We start from the raw sequence: 16,470 nt of genomic DNA, 5'->3' as shown, positions 1-16,470 counted from the left end.
GCGGGAGCCCGTACCTCGGCCGCGGGGGATCCCGCTCAGGTGCGCAAGTCCACCAGCAGCGGCGGCGCGTGCTCGCCGCGGACGCTGGTGAGGGAGAGCACGGCGTGGCCGGCGGGCACCGCGTGCGCGAGGTCCGATGCGGACCAGCGGGCGCGCTCGACCTCCCGGACCGTGATCGCCTCGGCGGTCGCCGCCTTGCCGGTGACCAGGCGACGCATCATGTGCAGCGCCTTGGTCAGCGGCTCGTCCGAGATGATCTGCCGGTTGGTCACGTCGCGGGTCTGGACCCATTCGGTGCCCCAGGCCTCGGCGAACCGTCCGCCGTCCCAGGGCGCGAGCCCGGCGAACGCCATCCGGCAGCCGACCGCACCGAGCAGCGGTCCGCGCAGCGGCTCGGGCACGTCCTCCAGGGTGCGCAGCGCGAAGACGACACCGGCGTTGGCGGAGCGCAGCCGCTGGACGGCGCGCACCGAGTCCGCGGTGACGGTGTACGTCGCGTCGTCGAGGACGAGCGCGGCGAACAGTGACCGGTCCGACCGGGTCAGCGCCGCTTCGGTGAACTGCGCGAGGATCAGCCGCGCCACGATCCGCGATGCCTCGGCGTGACCCCGCTCGGGCAGGTCCACGCGGACGCGCAGCGGATGCTCGATGGCGCGCAGCGAGAACTGCCGTCCGCCGCCGTCGGTACGGAAGAACGTGGCGAAGGCGGGCCGGTCCAGGAAGGCGATCCGCTCGGCGAGCAGGACGCCGATGTCGTCGGCGCGGGCGGACTGGCGCTCGCGGGCGTCCAGTTCCCGCAGCTGCGCCGCGGCGACCGGATCGCCCTGCGCCTCCAGCGCGGCCCGCAGCGCTCCGACGGCGACGGGGGCGCCGCTGAGCAGCTCCCGCAGCTCGGGCACGGCGGGGAAGCGCCCGTGGACGCAGCGGTACGGCCCGATCAGCTGGGCCAGCGCGGTCGCGGCCCGCCGGCTGTCGCCACCGGGCAGGGTGGCGGCGAGATCCCCGACGAGCGCCTCGGCGAGCACGCGGGCGGCCTCGTCGGGGTCGTCGGCGCCGCCGTAGAGGTCGAGGTCGTGGGTGGAGTCGGGGCGGCCGACGGAGATGACCAGGTCGAAGGCGTCGTCGGGGGCGAGGCCCGTGCCGTGGGCGGTGACGGTGACGACGGCGGCGCGGTTGGCGAGCGCGTGCAGACACATCGACTCGACGACGGGCCGCACGAGCCGCACGCTCTTGCCGGACCCGGAGGGCCCGACGGCGAGGAGCGAGGTTCCGAGGAGGGCGGGTTCGAGGGCGACGCCGGTGGTGCGGCGGGGGTAGGGGTTGCGCTCGTCGTCGACGGCCGTGCCGATCTTCACCTGTCCGGTGGCCAGGTCGTGCGTGGCCGTGCGGACGGGCAGGTCCCGTACGCCCGAGGGATGGGCGCAGGCGGCCGCGGCATCCGTGCGGACGGTCTCGCTGAACGCGGCGAGCCGGTCCGGCCGGGCGTGGACGCCCTGCCAGGCACGCCGGATCCGCGCGTAGTCGACGTCCCCGAGAGCGCCGGCGCGCGTCGCCTCGGTGAGCCGCTGGGCCGCCTCCGCCAGGCCGGCGCTGCGCAGCTCGGGCCATTCGGCGGGGTCGGCCTCGGGCGGGGGCACGGGCACCGGCGCCGGCTTGTCGGTGCGGCGCACATAGCGGTGCCAGATCTCGGGCACATGGCCGATCCGCGCGAAGAAGACGAGCAGGGCGCCCCCGACGAGCGCGTAGTAGACGTAGCTCGCGGTGGCCCAGGTGGGCGGATCGGAGCGCCAGGAGTCCGGGGTCAGTACGAGCAGGGGCCAGATCCAGTACCGGCCGAGGTAGCCGTTCCAGAGCAGCGACCACAGGAGCCAGCCCGCGAGCAGCGAGATGAGCGCTCCGGCGAAGAGGCGGCGGGCGGGTACGAGCTCGGGCTCCTCGGCCGGACGGGCGCGGTGGCCGAGGCGCCACACGCCCGGTTCGGCACCGGGGCGCGGGATGCGCAGCCAGTCGGCGACGGCGGGACGGGTGGTCGGCGCGTGACCGGGTACGGCGGGAATCCCGGGAAGGCTCGGCGGCCCCGCGGGCCGTGGCACAGGGTTGGCCCGTGTGCCACGTGCGTCGAATGTGCCTTCGGATTCCATGAAACCGCTGCCCCCTGACCAGCCAGGCCCGCTCTGTGCACCGTCAATCTAGTGCCCCGGTGGGGGTAGTTCACCGATTCGCCCCGCCCGGCGTGCACGAAGGGTCGCTGCGCGCCCGCCCGTGTCCGGCGCCGAAGCCGCCGCCCCTGTCCCGCGCGAACCCGCCCACCCGTGGGGCGCGGACCCCGCCCGTGTCCGGCACCGGCCCTGCTCATGTCCGCCACGGGCCTCGCCTATGTCCGGCACGGACAACGACACACCCCCAACACTCCCGAACGGCGCATGCCCACCCCCCTCCCCCGCGCCTAGCCTGCGGAGAAGGAAACACGAAGCGTCCCACAGCACCCCAGGAGCCCCTCATGACCGCAATCCCGCAGGAGCGCCGCGTCGTCACCGCCATTCCCGGACCGAAGTCCGTGGAACTTCAGTCCCGCCGCACCGCCGCGGTCGCTGGTGGCGTGGGGTCCGTGCTGCCCGTCTTCACCGCGCGCGCCGGCGGCGGGATCATCGAGGACGTCGACGGCAACCGCCTCATCGACTTCGGGTCCGGCATCGCCGTGACCTCGGTCGGCGCCTCGGCCGAGGCCGTCGTACGCCGGGCGTCCGCGCAGCTCGCCGACTTCACCCACACCTGTTTCATGGTCACGCCGTACGAGGGCTACGTCGCGGTCGCCGAGGCCCTCGCCGAGCTGACGCCGGGTGACCACGCGAAGAAGTCCGCGCTGTTCAACTCGGGCGCCGAGGCCGTCGAGAACGCCGTCAAGATCGCCCGCGCGTACACCAAGCGCCAGGCCGTCGTCGTCTTCGACCACGGCTACCACGGCCGCACCAACCTGACGATGGCGCTGACCGCCAAGAACATGCCGTACAAGAACGGCTTCGGCCCGTTCGCACCGGAGGTCTACCGCGTCCCGGTGGCCTACGGCTACCGCTGGCCGACCGGCGCCGAGAACGCCGGCGCCGAGGCGTCCGCACAGGCCATCGACATGATCAACAAGCAGGTCGGCGCCGAGAACGTCGCCGCGATCATCATCGAGCCCGTCCTCGGCGAGGGCGGCTTCATCGAGCCGGCCAAGGGCTTCCTGCCGGCGATCGCGCAGTTCGCCGAGGACAACGGCATCGTCTTCGTCGCGGACGAGATCCAGTCCGGCTTCTGCCGTACCGGCGAGTGGTTCGCGTGCGAGGACGAGGGCATCGTCCCGGACCTGATCACCACCGCCAAGGGCATCGCGGGCGGTCTGCCGCTCGCCGCCGTGACGGGCCGCGCCGAGATCATGGACGCCCCGCACGCGGGCGGCCTCGGCGGCACGTACGGCGGCAACCCGGTGGCCTGTGCCGGTGCGCTCGGCGCCATCGAGACCATGAAGGAGCTCGACCTCAACGGCAAGGCCAAGCGCATCGAGGAGGTCATGAAGAGCCGCCTCGGCGCGATGGCCGAGAAGTTCGACATCATCGGCGACATCCGCGGGCGTGGCGCCATGATCGCCATCGAGCTGGTGACCGACCGCGAGAGCAAGGAGCCGAACGCGGCCGCGACCGCCGCGCTCGCCAAGGCCTGCCACGCCGAGGGCCTGCTGGTCCTGACCTGTGGCACCTACGGCAACGTGCTGCGCTTCCTGCCGCCGCTGGTGATCGGCGAGGACCTGCTCAACGAGGGTCTGGACATCCTCGAGCAGGCGTTCGCCGGCATCTGACCAGGCGCTCGAACCATGGCCCGAGCATGACCGGAACCGTGGCCCGGACCGTGGGTGATCAGCGGCGGAGCAGCCGGAACGGTCGGGGCCTGTGAAGAACGTGTGGGGGGGCGATGGCGGGATGGAGATCCGTCTGTCGGTCCCCCCGGCCCCTGCCGTACGGTTTCTGCAGATGAGAGAAACACCCCGCTCGCAGGGGACTGCGGGCGACTCCAGGCCGAGGCCTCCCCAGCTTCGTCCTGGCCGTGCCCTCGCGCACACCACTGGAGCTTCTGGCTCCGGAACTCCTCACCGATCGGATGGCCGCCCGCCCCAAACCCCCCGGGGCGCGCGGCAAACCGGTCAGGCCGGCCGCTTCGGAACTACCCCCCCTGTTCCGAGGTGGCCGGCTTTTCCTCGTCAGCTGTGGCCGGCCGTCCTGTGCGCCGTGCTCTTCTCGCTGATCACCTGGCAGGTCGCCGCCGGCGGCCCGCTGCGCTCGTTGGACGAGCGCGTCGAACTCCGTATCGCCGGCCACGGCCCCCGGCCGCTCACCGAGGCGCTGGCCGACCTCGGCAGCGTGGCCGTCGCTCTGCCCGTGCTGGCCGCCGCCCTCGCGTATGCCCTGTGGCGCGACAGAAGGGCCGCGAGCCGTGACGCGCTGGCCGCCGTCCTCACGATGGCCGCCGTGCCTGCACTCGTCGTGCCGATCAAGGCGCTGATCGACCGCCAGGGACCGCTCACCGACGCGGGCGGCTATTACCCCTCCGGCCATACGGCGACCGCGATGGTCGCCTACGGGACGGCCGCCCTGCTCCTCGCCCCGTATCTGCGGCTGCGACGGTCGATGCCCGTCGCCCTGGTGCTCACCCTGGCGACGGGCATCGGTCTGGTGCTGCGCGGCTACCACTGGCCGCTGGACGTCATCGGCAGCTGGTGCCTGTGCGGGATGCTCCTGCTGATCAGCTCCAGCGGTATGCGTCGAAGTTCCGGGAGAACTCCCACTGGTTGAAGCGGTCCCAGTTGATGGACCACGTCATCAGTCCGCGCAGGGCCGGCCAGGTGCCGTGGGTGGCGTACGAGCCGCAGCTCACCTTCTTCGTCAGACAGTCGAGCGCCTTGTTCACCTCGGTGGGTGAGGTGTGCCCGTTGCCCGCCTGGGTGGACGCCGGCAGGCCGATGGCGACCTGCTCGGGCCGCAGCGCCGGGAAGAACTTCGACTGGTCGCCGGCCACCGGGAAGCCGGTGAGCAGCATGTCGGTCATGGCGATGTGGAAGTCCGCGCCGCCCATGGAGTGGTACTGGTTGTCCAGACCCATGATCGAGCCGGAGTTGTAGTCCTGGACGTGCAGCAGGGTGAGATCGTCCCGCAGCGCGTGGATGACCGGGAGGTAGGAGCCGGCGCGCGGGTCCTGGCCGCCCCAGGGGCCGGAGCCGTAGTACTGGTAGCCCAGCTGCACGAAGAAGGTCTCCGGGGCCATCGTGAGGACGAAGTCCGAACCGTACTTCGCCTTGAGGGTCTTGATCGCCGAGATGAGGTTGACGATCACCGGTGAGGTCGGCGAGCGGAAGTCCGTGTCTCCGGTGTTGAGCGAGAGGGAGTGGCCCTCGAAGTCGATGTCCAGGCCGTCGAGACCGTACTCGTCGATGATCTTCGAGACGGAGGAGACGAAGGCGTCACGCGCGGCGGTACTGGCCAGCTGCACCTGCCCGTTGGCGCCGCCGATGGAGATCAGGACCTTCTTGCCGGCGGCCTGCTTCGCCTTGATGGCGGCCTTGAAGTCGGCGACGGACTCGACGTTCGGGCACTCGGCCGCCGGGCAGAGGCTGAAGCGGATGTCGCCGGAGGTGACCGAGGTGGGTTCGCCGAAGGCGAGGTTGATGACGTCCCAGGAGTCGGGGACGTCCGCCATGCGGGTGTAGCCGGAGCCGTTGGCGAAACTGGCGTGCAGATAGCCGACGAGGGCGTGGGCCGGGAGGCCGGTGCCCGGGTTGCCGCCACCGGCGGTGGTGGTCGCGCCCACGACCGCGGACTTCGGTGACTCGCCCGCGCTGTTGGTCGCGGTGACCTGGAAGCTGTAGGTGGTGCTGGGCGACAGCCCCGTCACGGTGGCCGCCGTCCCGGTCACCGAGGTGACCTTCGTGGCGCCGCGGTAGACGTTGTAGCCGGTGGCGCCGGAGACGGACGACCAGCTCAGTGGTACGGAGGTGGAACCCGGTGATCCCGCGGTGAGGCCGGTGGGGGCGGCCGGCAGCTGGACCGGGTCGCCGCCCGGGCCGAACAGGGAGACGTCGTCCGCGTGGTAGGCCGCCGTGCCGTACCAGCCGTGGGTGTAGATGGTCACCGAGGTGGTCGAGGCGCCGGTGCGGAAGCTCGTCGAGAGTTTCTGCCAGCCGGACGCGGACGGTGTCCAGGTGGAGACGTCGGTGGTGCCGGTGCCGGAGGCGCCGAGGTAGACGTAGCCGCCCTGGACCCAGCCGCTGAGGGTGTAGTCGGAGTTGGGCTTGACGGTGACGGTCTGGCTGCACTTGGCGTTGTCGCTGCCGGCCGGGGTGGCCTTCAGCGCCGAACTCCCGCTGTGTACGGGAGAACTGACGACGACTCCGCTGCCCGCGGAGCAGCTCCAGCCGGTGAGACCGGCCTCGAAGCCGCCGTTGCGGGCGACTTCGGCGTCGGCCGCTTCGGCGGCGGTGGACGTGGCGACAAGTCCGCCGAGGGCGAGCGCGGCCGCCGTCAGGGCGGCCGAAAGTCTGGTGCGGTCCACAACTGCCTCCGGGCATGGGGGGATTCGAGTGGGAGCTCCCGCAATTTGGTCCAGACCAATGCCGTTGTCAAGACCTCTGACACGGCACGCGAACCCGGCAGGATGCAAACGACACGCCCTGGCCCCTCACTCCCCCTCGCGACGCGCCATGGCCCCCGCCGCCTCGTGCATCGCGAGTTCCAGCAACGTCGGATCCGTGAGGGTGCCCGAGCCGTCCGGCACGACGAGCCAGCGCACTCCGCCGCCACCGGCCCGCCCCGGGTAGGGCACGACGATCCAGGTGCCGGCGCCCGCGCTGCGCACACCGGTCCCGAGCCACCGTGTGGCCGTGCCGGGCGGCACGAAGAACCCCATGCGGGAGTCGCCGAAGTCGGCGAGCACCGGCCCCGGCCTGTCGACCAGCCTGGTGAGGACATCGAGCGTCGGATAGCCCAGCTCCGCCGGCAGGATCAGTACGTCCCAGCGCCTGCCGGCGGGCAGCAGCGCGACCCCGAGCGGGTTGCGCTCCCACTCCCACCGGCAGGCATCCGGGTCCGGTGCGACCGACGCCAGCCACTCCACCGCGGCCCTGGCCCCCGAGTCGTTCATGACCCATCTCCCTTCCCTGCGCACCGACGGTGCGTCCACAGGGGAGAGCGGCCCGGGGCCCTCGTATGACGCGGGTTGGGGCTACCAGTTGGTAGTGATCTGGGTCACGCCGGTCAGCTGTCGAAGCCGAGTCCCATCCGGTCCATGGCCCGCAGCCACACATTGCGCCGCCCGCCCTGGGCGTCCGCCCTGGCCAGCGCCCACTTGGTGAGCCCGATACCGGCCCAGGCGACGGGCTCGGGCGGGAAGGGCATCGGCTTGCTGCGCACCATCTCCAGCTCCGTGCGCTCGGTCCGCTCCCCCGACAGCAGGTCGAGCATCACATCGGCGCCGAAGCGCGTGGCGCCGACCCCGAGACCGGTGTAGCCGGCGGCGTAGGCGACCTTGCCGCCGTGCGCCGTGCCGAAGAACGCGGAGAACCGCGAACAGGTGTCGATCGCCCCGCCCCACGCATGGCTGAAGCGCAGCCCCTCCAGCTGCGGGAAGCAGCGGAAGAAGTGGCCGGCGAGCTTCAGATAGGTCTCGGGCCGGTGGTCCAGCTCCGCGCTGACCTTCCCGCCGTACGGATAGATCGCGTCGTAACCGCCCCACAGGATGCGGTGGTCGGCGGTGATCCGGAAGTAGTGGAACTGGTTGGCGACGTCGCCGAGGCCCTGCCGGCCCTCCCAGCCGATCTCGGCGCGCTGCTGCTCGCTGAGCGGTTCGGTCATCAGGGCGTAGTCGTAGACCGGGACGGTGTACGCGCGCACCCGCTTCACCAGCGAGGGGAAGACATTGGTGCCGAGCGCGACCCGGCGGGCGAAGACCCGGCCGTACGGGGTGCGGACGGCCATCCCCGCACCGGACGCGGCGAGTTCCAGGCCGCGGGTGTTCTCGTAGATGCGGACCCCGAGGCCGCGGCAGGCCTCCTTGAGGCCCCAGGCGAGCTTCGCCGGGTGGAGCATGGCGACACCGCGGCGGTCCCACAGCCCGCCGAGGAAGGTCGGGGAGTTCACCTCGGCGCGCACCGCGTCGGCGTCGAGGAGTTCGAGTCCGCCGACGCCGTGCCGCCGCGCCTCCTCGTGCATCTCCGCCAGCTCCGCGACCTGGTAGGGCTCGGTGGCGACGTCGATCTCGCCGGTGCGCTCGAAGTCGCAGTCGATGCCGTGGCGTGCGACCGCCTCCTCGATGGCGTCGAGGTTGCGGTCGCCGAGCTCCTCCAGTCGTGCGAGCTCACCTGGCCAGCGGGCGATCCCGTTGCCGAGGCCATGGGTGAGCGAGGCGGCGCAGAAGCCGCCGTTGCGGCCCGAGGCGGCCCAGCCCACCTCGTGCCCCTCGATCAGTACGACGTCCCGGCCGGGATCGCGCTCCTTGGCGAGCAGCGCGGTCCACAGCCCGCTGTAACCGCCGCCGACGACGAGGAGGTCGCAGTGCTCGTCGCCGGTGAGCGCGGGCAGTGCGGCGGGTTTGGCGGGGTCGTCCAGCCAGAAGGCGACGGGCTGGGCGTCGGAAAGGGATGAGGCAAAGGTCATGGCGTCCGGGGCCATGGTTTCCACTCCTTCGAGGGCCGTGCGGGCCGTACCACGGGCCTACTTGGCCGCGGCGCTGTTCTTTCTCCGGCCGCTGATCAGTTGGCCGGCCACGACGATCAGTACGGCGATGACGAACATGGCCGTGCCGATGACGTTGATCTGGACGGGCGTTCCACGCTGGGCCGAGCCCCACACGAACATGGGGAAGGTGACGGTGTTGCCCGAGTTGAAGTTGGTGATGATGAAGTCGTCGAACGAGAGGGCGAAGGCGAGCATCGCGCCGGCGGCGATGCCGGGTGCCGCGATCGGCAGCGTGACCCGCAGGAAGGTCTGCACAGGTCCCGCGTACAGGTCGCGGGCGGCTTCCTCGAGACGGGGGTCCATCGACAGCACGCGCGCCTTGACCGCCACCACCACGAAGCTGAGGCAGAACATGGTGTGCGCGATGAGGATGGTCCAGAAGCCCAGCTGGGCACCCAGGTTGAGGAAGAGCGTGAGCAGCGAGGCGGCCATGACCACCTCGGGCATCGCCATCGGCAGGAAGATCAGCGAGTTGATCGCGCCGCGCGCCCGGAAGCGGTAGCGGACCAGCGCGAAGGCGATCATCGAACCGAGGACGGTGGCGCCGATCGTCGCCCACAGGGCGATCTGGAGCGACAGCGACAGCGAGCCGCACATGTCGGCCACGCCGCAGGGGTCCCGCCACGCGTCGGTGGAGAACTCCCGCCAGGAGTAGTTGAACCGCCCGGCCGGCTTGTTGAACGAGAACACCATCACGACGATGTTCGGCAGGATCAGATAGGCGAGCGTGAGCAGGCCCGCGATCACCACGAGGTTGCGCCGTATCCAACGCATCAGACCAGATCCTCCGTCCCGGCCCGCCGGATGTAGACCGTGACCACGATCAGCACGACTGCCATGAGAATGAACGACAACGCGGCCGCGGTGGGGTAGTCGAGCACCCTCAGGAACTGCGACTGGATGACGTTGCCGACCATTCGGGTGTCCGTGGAGCCGAGCAGTTCGGCGTTCACGTAGTCGCCGCTGGCCGGGATGAAGGTCAGCAGCGTCCCGGAGACCACACCCGGCATGGACAGCGGGAAGGTCACCTTGCGGAAGGTGGTGGACGGCTTCGCGTACAGGTCCCCCGCCGCCTCGTGGAGCCGCGGGTCGATCCGCTCCAGCGAGGTGTAGAGCGGCAGGATCATGAAGGGCAGGAAGTTGTAGGTGAGACCGGTGACCACCGCCAGCGGTGTGGCGAGCACCCGGCTGCCGTCGGTCATCCCGAGCCAGTTGGTGACGTCGAGGAAACCGATGGAGTTGAGCGTCTCCACCACGGGACCGCTGTCCGCGAGGATCGTCTTCCAGGCCAGCGTGCGGATCAGGAAGCTGGTGAAGAACGGCGCGATGACCAGGACCAGCAGCAGATTGCGCCAGCGGCCGGCCTTGAAGGCGATCAGATACGCCAGCGGGTAGCCGAACAGCAGGCACAGCGCGGTGGCCGTGCCCGCGTACAGCACCGAGCGCAGGAACTGCGGCCAGTACTCGGTGAGCGCGTCCCAGTACGTCTGGAAGTGCCAGGTGACCTGGAAGCCCTCCTCCAGCGAGCCGGTCTGCACCGAGGTCGAGGCCTGGTACACCAGCGGCAGCGCGAAGAAGACCAGCAGCCACAGCATGCCGGGCAGCAGAAGCCAGTACGGCACCAGCTTGCGGCGCACGGACGGCTTGTGGACGACCGGTTCGGGGGCGGGTGGCGCGGGCGGCGCCTCGGTGACGGTCACGGCGTCGCCTCCACCGTCTCCACACCGGCGTCGATGTCCTGGCCGGCGTCGAGACCGAAGGTGTGCTCGGGGTTCCAGTGCAGGACGACCCGGGCGCCGGGGACCAGCCGGGGGTCCCGCTCGATGTTCTGCGCGTACACCTCCAGCTCCGGGCAGACCGGGCTGTCGATGACGTACTGCGTGGAGACGCCGATGAAGCTGGAGTCGGCGATGGTGCCGGTGAAGCGGTTGCGGCCGTCCGCGATACTTCCCGCGTCGTCCGCGTGCGCCAGCGATATCTTCTCCGGCCGCACGCCGACCAGCAGCTTTCCGCCGGTGGTGGGCGCGGTCGCGCAGCGCTGCGCGGGCAGCCGCAACTTGGCGTCGGCGGCGGTGACGACGACCTCCCCGCCGGTGTTCGACGCCACCTCGGCCTCGATGAGGTTGGAGGTGCCGAGGAAGTTGGCGACGAAGGTGGTCTGCGGGTTCTCGTACAGCTCGGCGGGTGCGCCCAGTTGCTCGACACGGCCCCCGTTCATCACCGCGACGGTGTCGGCCATGGTCATGGCCTCCTCCTGGTCGTGGGTGACATGGACGAAGGTGATGCCGACCTCGGTCTGGATGCGCTTGAGCTCCAGCTGCATCTGGCGGCGCAGCTTGAGGTCCAGGGCGCCGAGCGGCTCGTCGAGCAGGAGTACCTGGGGGTGGTTGATGAGCGCGCGGGCCACGGCGACACGCTGCTGCTGCCCGCCGGAGAGCTGGTGCGGCTTGCGCTGGGCGAAGTCTCCGAGCTGGACGAGGTCGAGCATGTCGCCGACCTGCTTCTTCACCGACTTGATGCCGCGGCGGCGCAGGCCGAACGCGACGTTCTCGTAGATGTCGAGGTGCGGGAAGAGCGCATAGCTCTGGAAGACGGTGTTGACGGGGCGTTTGTGCGGCGGCAGGCCGGTGACGTCTCGGTCGCCGAGGAACACGGATCCGGTGGTCGGGTCCTCCAGACCGGCGATCATCCGCAGGGTGGTGGTCTTGCCGCAGCCGGACGCGCCGAGCAGGGCGAAGAACGAGCCCTGCGGGACGGTCAGGTCCAGTGGGTGCACCGCGGTGAAGGAGCCGTAGGTCTTGCCGATCCCGGAGAGGCGGACTTCGCCGCCCGCAGTCTTTTCAGTCATGGGTCGCGATCCCGGTGGTGTCGGTGGAGCGGAGGAGGTCAGGCGCCGATGAGCTTGGCGAACTTCTCTTCGTAGGCCTTCTCTTCCGCGCTGGTGAGGGAGCGGAAGGAGTGGGACTTGGCGGCCATGGCCTTGTCCGGGAGGATCAGGGTGTTCGAGGCCAGCTCGGGGTCGATCTTCGCCAGTTCGGCGCCGACGCCCTCCACCGGGCACACGTAGTTGATGTACGCGGCGAGCTGGGCCGCCACCGGGAGTTCGTAGTAGTAGTCGATGAGCCGGGTGGCGTTGCGCTGGTGCCTGGCCTGCGCCGGGACCAGCAGGTTGTCGCTGGAGGTGATGTAGCCGGGGGCCGGGATCGCGTACTGGATCGCGGGGTTGTCGGCCTGAAGCTGGATGACGTCACCGGCCCAGGCCAGACAGGCCGCGAGGTCGCCCTTGTCCAGGTCCGAGGTGTAGTCGTTGCCGGTGAAGCGGCGGATCTGCTTCTTGTCGACGCCCTTCTGGAGCCGGCCGATGGCGGCGTCGTAGTCGGCGTCGGTGAACTTCGCCGGGTCCTTGCCGATGTCCAGCAGCGTCATGCCGACGGTGTCGCGCATCTCGGTGAGGAAGCCGACGCGGCCCTTCAGGGAGGGGTCGTCGAGCAGCTGGGTGACGGAGTCCACCTTCTTCCCGCCGGTCGCCTTGGTGTTGTAGGCGATGACCGTCGAGATGCCCGTCCAGGGGTAGGAGAACGAGCGTCCCGGGTCCCAGTCGGGGCTGCGGAACTGGGCGGAGAGGTTCGCGTACGCGTGGGGCAGCAGCGACGGGTCCAGCTTCTGCACCCACCCGAGCCGGATCATCCGGGAGGCCAGCCAGTCGGTGACGCATATCAGGTCGCGGCCGGATTCCTGGCCGGCGGCGAGCTGCGGCTGGATCTTGCCGAAGAACTCGACGTTGTCGTTGATGTCCTCGGTGTACTTGACCTTGATCCCGGTGCGCCGGGTGAACTCGGTCAGTGTGGGACGGCTCTTCTCGTCCTCACTGACGTCCATGTACTCCGTCCAGTTGGAGAAGGCGATCTGCTTCTCCTTCGCGGAGTGGTCGTCCGAGGCCGCTTCGCCCTCGCGCTTGGCGGGCGGGATGCCGCAGGAGCTCAGCGTGCCGATGCCGCCGACGGTGAGGGCTCCGACGCCGGTGGCGCGCAGCATCGAACGGCGGGTGAGGGCTCCCCGGCCGTTGGTCAGACTGCGCCGCACCGCGGCCAGTTGGGCCGCGGACAGGCCGTCGGGCTCGTTGTGGTCCATGAACAGTGCCCTTTCGGGATGGGTGCCGCTGGTCGGGCGGTGCTGGCTATCGGTCCCCGAAAACAGTGCGGTGCCAGTCCTTGCGGACGACCGCGGTGTTGTCGAACATCACGTGCTTGACCTGCGTGTACTCCTCGAAGGAGTAGACGGACATGTCCTTTCCGAAGCCGGAGGCCTGGTAGCCGCCGTGGGGCATCTCGCTGATGATCGGGATGTGGTCGTTGACCCACACGCAGCCGGCCTTGATCTCACGGGTGGCGCGGCCGGCGCGGTAGACGTCCCGGGTCCAGGCCGAGGCGGCGAGGCCGTACGGGGTGTCGTTGGCCAGCGCGATGCCTTCGTCGTCGGAGTCGAAGGGGAGGACGACGAGGACCGGTCCGAAGATCTCGGCCTGCACGATCTCGCTGTCCTGCGCGGCGCCGGCGACCAGGGTGGGCCGGTAGTAGGCGCCGCTCTTCAGCGCCCCCTGCGGGGCCTCGCCGCCGGTCACGACGGTGGCGTAGCCGCGCGCCCGGTCCACGAATGCGGCGACGCGGTCGCGCTGGAGGTGGGAGACGAGCGGGCCGAGGTCGGTCGCGGGGTCGAAGGGGTCGCCCAGCCGCACGGTGGCCATCAGATCGGCCACTCCGCCGACGAACGCGTCGTAGAGCGGGCGCTGCACGTAGGCACGGGTGGCGGCGGTGCAGTCCTGGCCGGTGTTGATGAGGGAGCCGGCGACCGCCCCGTGCACCGCCGACTCCAGGTCCGCGTCGTCGAAGACGAGGAAGGGGGCCTTGCCGCCGAGTTCGAGGTGCAGCCGCTTCACGGTGGAGGTGGCGATCTCGGCGACGCGCTTGCCGACGGCGGTGGAGCCGGTGAAGGACGTCATGGCGACGTCCGGGTGCCCGACGAGGTGCTCCCCCGCGTCCCGGCCCGCGCCGTTGACGACGTTGACGACACCGTCGGGGATGCCCGCCTCGGTCGCGGCCGCCGCGAACATCAGCGAGGTCAGCGGGGTGATCTCGGCGGGCTTGAGCACGATGGTGTTGCCGGCGGCGATGGCCGGCAGGACCTTCCACGCCGCCATCTGGAGCGGGTAGTTCCAGGGCGCGATGGAGCCGACGACCCCGATGGCCTCCCTGCGTACGTAGGAGGTGTGGTCGCCGCTGTACTCACCGGCCGACTGACCCTGGAGGTGACGGGCTGCGCCGGCGAAGAAGGCGGTGTTGTCGACGGTGCCCGGCACGTCGAACTCGGTGCTGAGCTTGATCGGCTTGCCGCACTGGAGGGATTCCGCGCCGGCCAGGTCCTCGGACTGCTCGGCGAGCACGGACGCGAACCGGTGGAGGGCGTCGGAGCGCTCGCCGGGCGTGGCACCCGACCAGGCGGGGAACGCCTCGCGCGCGGCGGCGACGGCCGCGTCGACATCGGCGGCCCCGGCGAGCTCGTAGCTGTGGACCGTCTCACCGGTCGCGGGGTCCACGATGTCCTGCGTACGTCCTGAGGTGCCGGGCCGCGGTCGGCCGCCGATGTACTGCGCGCCGTCCGCGAAGCGGTCCTGCACCTGGAAGCGGTTGCCCATGACGCTCTCCGTTGTCCCAGCTCGATTTGAGTGCCGATCCTGGCAGAGCACCTGTTACCCAACAAGTGATTCCGTAGTTGCCTTTTGGTTACGCGACGGATTCGGTCGACCATGTGTCGCGTTCCGCCCCTCATCCCCGTACGGAGTGTCAGTGGTGGATGCGAGACTCGCGTGCATGGGGATGGATGAGCTGATCCGGCAGGTCAGCAGTGGTCGACATGTCAAGTATCTGCACTTCTGGGGGCACGCACCGCGCAAGGACGGCAGCGTCGGTCCGAGCTGCCTCAGCCAGTGGTGGGAGGCGCCGTTCGAGGTGGACGGCGTGCGGTATGCGACGGCCGAGCACTGGATGATGGCCCACAAGGCGCGGCTGTTCGGCGACGCGGAAGCGGAGCGGAAGGCGCTCGATGCGACGAACCCGGGGGCGGCGAAGCGGGCCGGGCGCGAGGTGCGCGGTTTCGACGACGCGCTCTGGAAGCGGGAGCGGTTCGCGATCGTCCGCTCGGGCAGCGTGCACAAGTTCGCGCAGCATGCGGATCTGCGGGAGTTCCTGCTGAACACGGGAGACCGGGTGCTCGTCGAGGCCAGCCCGCGGGACCGGATCTGGGGTATCGGGCTGGCGGCGGACGACGAGCGGGCACAGGACCCCAGGCGCTGGCGCGGGCAGAACCTGCTGGGTTTCGCGCTGATGGAGGCGCGCGAGGAGCTACGGACTGCCGGGGAGCAGGGCGCCTAGGGAGCCGCGCCTCGTGGCGGGCCGAGGCCGCGGGTGCGGGTAGGCGAAGGCGCGCCGGCCTCAGGAGCCCGCGGCCGCGACCCGCCGGCGAACAGGCTTCCCAGCGGCAGCGAGCGGGAGCTTGCGGGTGCGGGGCCTCGGCCCACGGGCCGGGCGACGCGAGCCGGCCCGACAGGTTTCGCCGGACGCCGCACGTGCCGGCGGCCCGGCTCCAGGACTGCGGGTGCCCGGACGCGAGCCGAATGGCGCCTTCCCCGACGTACGCCGGCACGGGAGTCCGCGGACACGGGCGTCGCAGGGGCCGCAGCCGATGCCCGGCGCGGGGACCGCATGTCCCGGCTCGCCGGGCTTCCCGGTGCCCGAGCACCGGTGACGTGGGTACGGGACCTGGCTCGGGAGCCCGCCGGCGGGGACCCGCCCGCGGACCTGCCGATGCGGGCCGGTCCCGGGAGCAAGGTCGCTGGGCGTCAGGCGCCCCGACAGCCGGGGCTGTGGGTGCGGCACCGGCGCGGGGGCCCGGCCGACGTGAACCGGCCCGGGCTTCTGTGGGCGCGAATCGCCCCAGGAACGCGTCGTGCGGTCAGCGTGCGGCCGACAGCGACGCCTGCGGTGCCGCGTCGTCGATCACCAGCGTGTTGCCGAAGTCGTCGTTCCTGTTCCGCTCGTCGTTGATCGCCTCGGTGATGCCCCAGGCCAGCAGGCCGACGACGACCAGGCCGATGACGATGCCGACGGAGCCGAGAATGATCCCGGAGAGTGCCATCCCGCCGTTGGTGGCCTCGCCGCGCTGGACCCGCTTGCGGCCCAGGATGCCGAAGATCAGGGCCAGGACGCCGAGGACGATGGCGACGACGCCGTAGAGGCAGAACAGGCAGACGGAGAGGATGCCGAGCACCATCGCCGTCGTGCCCATGCCGTTCGCCGGCGCTGCCTGCCAGCCGGGCTGGCCGTAGGTCTGGTAGCCGGGATATCCGGCGTGGCCGAAGGGATCGCCGGCGGCGGGCCCGGTCACCGGAGGGGCCGCGGGGTAGCCGTACGGGCCGGGGGCGGGCTGGGCGGGACCGCCCGGGGCTATCGGGGGCGGCGGGACCGAGCCGGTGTCCCCGACGCCGGGCATCGAGGTGACCGTCATCTGGTCGTGCACCGGCGGGACCGGCGGAGCCGGGGTGGCGGGCTTGTGCAGCGGAACCCTGTCCTGAGGCGCGCTGCTCGACGGCGGAGCCCACGGGTCGCGGTCACGGGGCTCGGGTCCGCCCGGCGGCTGGGCCTGGTTCTCTGCCATG

General features: G+C 71.0%; 13 protein-coding genes. 3 read left to right on the top strand and 10 right to left on the bottom strand.

Annotated features, from left to right (window positions below):
- Positions 1–35: 35 nt before the first annotated feature.
- Positions 36–2,141: an ATP-binding protein gene (locus ACFWU3_RS12470; RefSeq protein ID WP_384435085.1), complete on the bottom strand. Its 2,106-nt coding sequence runs from the start codon at positions 2,139–2,141 to the stop codon at positions 36–38.
- A gap of 359 nt (positions 2,142–2,500) precedes the next feature.
- Between ACFWU3_RS12470 and gabT the strand changes: the two genes are divergently transcribed.
- Together gabT and ACFWU3_RS12460 are read left to right on the top strand one after the other, a co-directional pair.
- Complete coding sequence (gene gabT, locus ACFWU3_RS12465) at positions 2,501–3,835, top strand: 4-aminobutyrate--2-oxoglutarate transaminase (protein WP_384435082.1); 1,335 nt, start codon at positions 2,501–2,503, stop codon at positions 3,833–3,835.
- 172 nt (positions 3,836–4,007) lie between these two features.
- Positions 4,008–4,826, top strand: coding sequence for a phosphatase PAP2 family protein (locus ACFWU3_RS12460; protein WP_384435079.1), 819 nt, complete (start codon positions 4,008–4,010; stop codon positions 4,824–4,826).
- Here the strand turns inward: ACFWU3_RS12460 and ACFWU3_RS12455 are convergent.
- From ACFWU3_RS12455 to ACFWU3_RS12420, 8 genes are all read right to left on the bottom strand, one after another.
- Positions 4,777–6,579: a chitinase gene (locus ACFWU3_RS12455; RefSeq protein ID WP_384435076.1), complete on the bottom strand. Its 1,803-nt coding sequence runs from the start codon at positions 6,577–6,579 to the stop codon at positions 4,777–4,779. The genes ACFWU3_RS12460 and ACFWU3_RS12455 overlap by 50 nt on opposite strands.
- 126 nt (positions 6,580–6,705) lie before the next feature.
- Positions 6,706–7,167, bottom strand: a complete 462-nt coding sequence (locus ACFWU3_RS12450; RefSeq protein ID WP_384435074.1) for a hypothetical protein — start codon at positions 7,165–7,167, stop codon at positions 6,706–6,708.
- Between the two features lie 113 nt (positions 7,168–7,280).
- Positions 7,281–8,693, bottom strand: coding sequence for an NAD(P)/FAD-dependent oxidoreductase (locus tag ACFWU3_RS12445; RefSeq protein ID WP_384435071.1), 1,413 nt, complete (start codon positions 8,691–8,693; stop codon positions 7,281–7,283).
- Between the two features lie 42 nt (positions 8,694–8,735).
- Positions 8,736–9,533: an ABC transporter permease gene (locus ACFWU3_RS12440; protein ID WP_313943796.1), complete on the bottom strand. Its 798-nt coding sequence runs from the start codon at positions 9,531–9,533 to the stop codon at positions 8,736–8,738.
- The gene (locus ACFWU3_RS12435) at positions 9,533–10,459 is read right to left on the bottom strand and encodes an ABC transporter permease (RefSeq protein ID WP_384435067.1); all 927 of its coding nucleotides are present in this window, start codon (positions 10,457–10,459) and stop codon (positions 9,533–9,535) included. Before ACFWU3_RS12435 ends, ACFWU3_RS12440 begins: the two co-directional genes overlap by 1 nt.
- Positions 10,456–11,607, bottom strand: a complete 1,152-nt coding sequence (locus tag ACFWU3_RS12430) for an ABC transporter ATP-binding protein (protein ID WP_352207713.1) — start codon at positions 11,605–11,607, stop codon at positions 10,456–10,458. Before ACFWU3_RS12430 ends, ACFWU3_RS12435 begins: the two co-directional genes overlap by 4 nt.
- 38 nt (positions 11,608–11,645) lie before the next feature.
- Positions 11,646–12,890 carry a spermidine/putrescine ABC transporter substrate-binding protein gene (locus ACFWU3_RS12425; protein WP_384435064.1) on the bottom strand — a complete coding sequence of 415 codons (1,245 nt, stop codon included), beginning with the start codon at positions 12,888–12,890 and terminating at the stop codon, positions 11,646–11,648.
- 46 nt (positions 12,891–12,936) lie between these two features.
- On the bottom strand, positions 12,937–14,451 hold the full coding sequence (locus ACFWU3_RS12420; protein WP_384435061.1) for a gamma-aminobutyraldehyde dehydrogenase: 1,515 nt from the start codon (positions 14,449–14,451) through the stop codon (positions 12,937–12,939).
- 175 nt (positions 14,452–14,626) lie between these two features.
- On the opposite strand from ACFWU3_RS12420, the gene ACFWU3_RS12415 reads away from it, so the two are divergent.
- The gene (locus ACFWU3_RS12415; protein ID WP_384435058.1) at positions 14,627–15,187 is read left to right on the top strand and encodes an NADAR family protein; all 561 of its coding nucleotides are present in this window, start codon (positions 14,627–14,629) and stop codon (positions 15,185–15,187) included.
- A gap of 580 nt (positions 15,188–15,767) precedes the next feature.
- Here ACFWU3_RS12415 and ACFWU3_RS12410 read toward each other — a convergent pair.
- Complete coding sequence (locus ACFWU3_RS12410; RefSeq protein WP_384435056.1) at positions 15,768–16,469, bottom strand: DUF4190 domain-containing protein; 702 nt, start codon at positions 16,467–16,469, stop codon at positions 15,768–15,770.
- Position 16,470 lies beyond the last annotated feature (1 nt).

Source organism: Streptomyces sp. NPDC058685, assembly GCF_042714725.1.
GTDB lineage: Bacteria > Actinomycetota > Actinomycetes > Streptomycetales > Streptomycetaceae > Streptomyces.
Note: the sequence above shows the minus strand (reverse complement) of the source record. Positions and strands in the feature narration are given on the sequence as shown.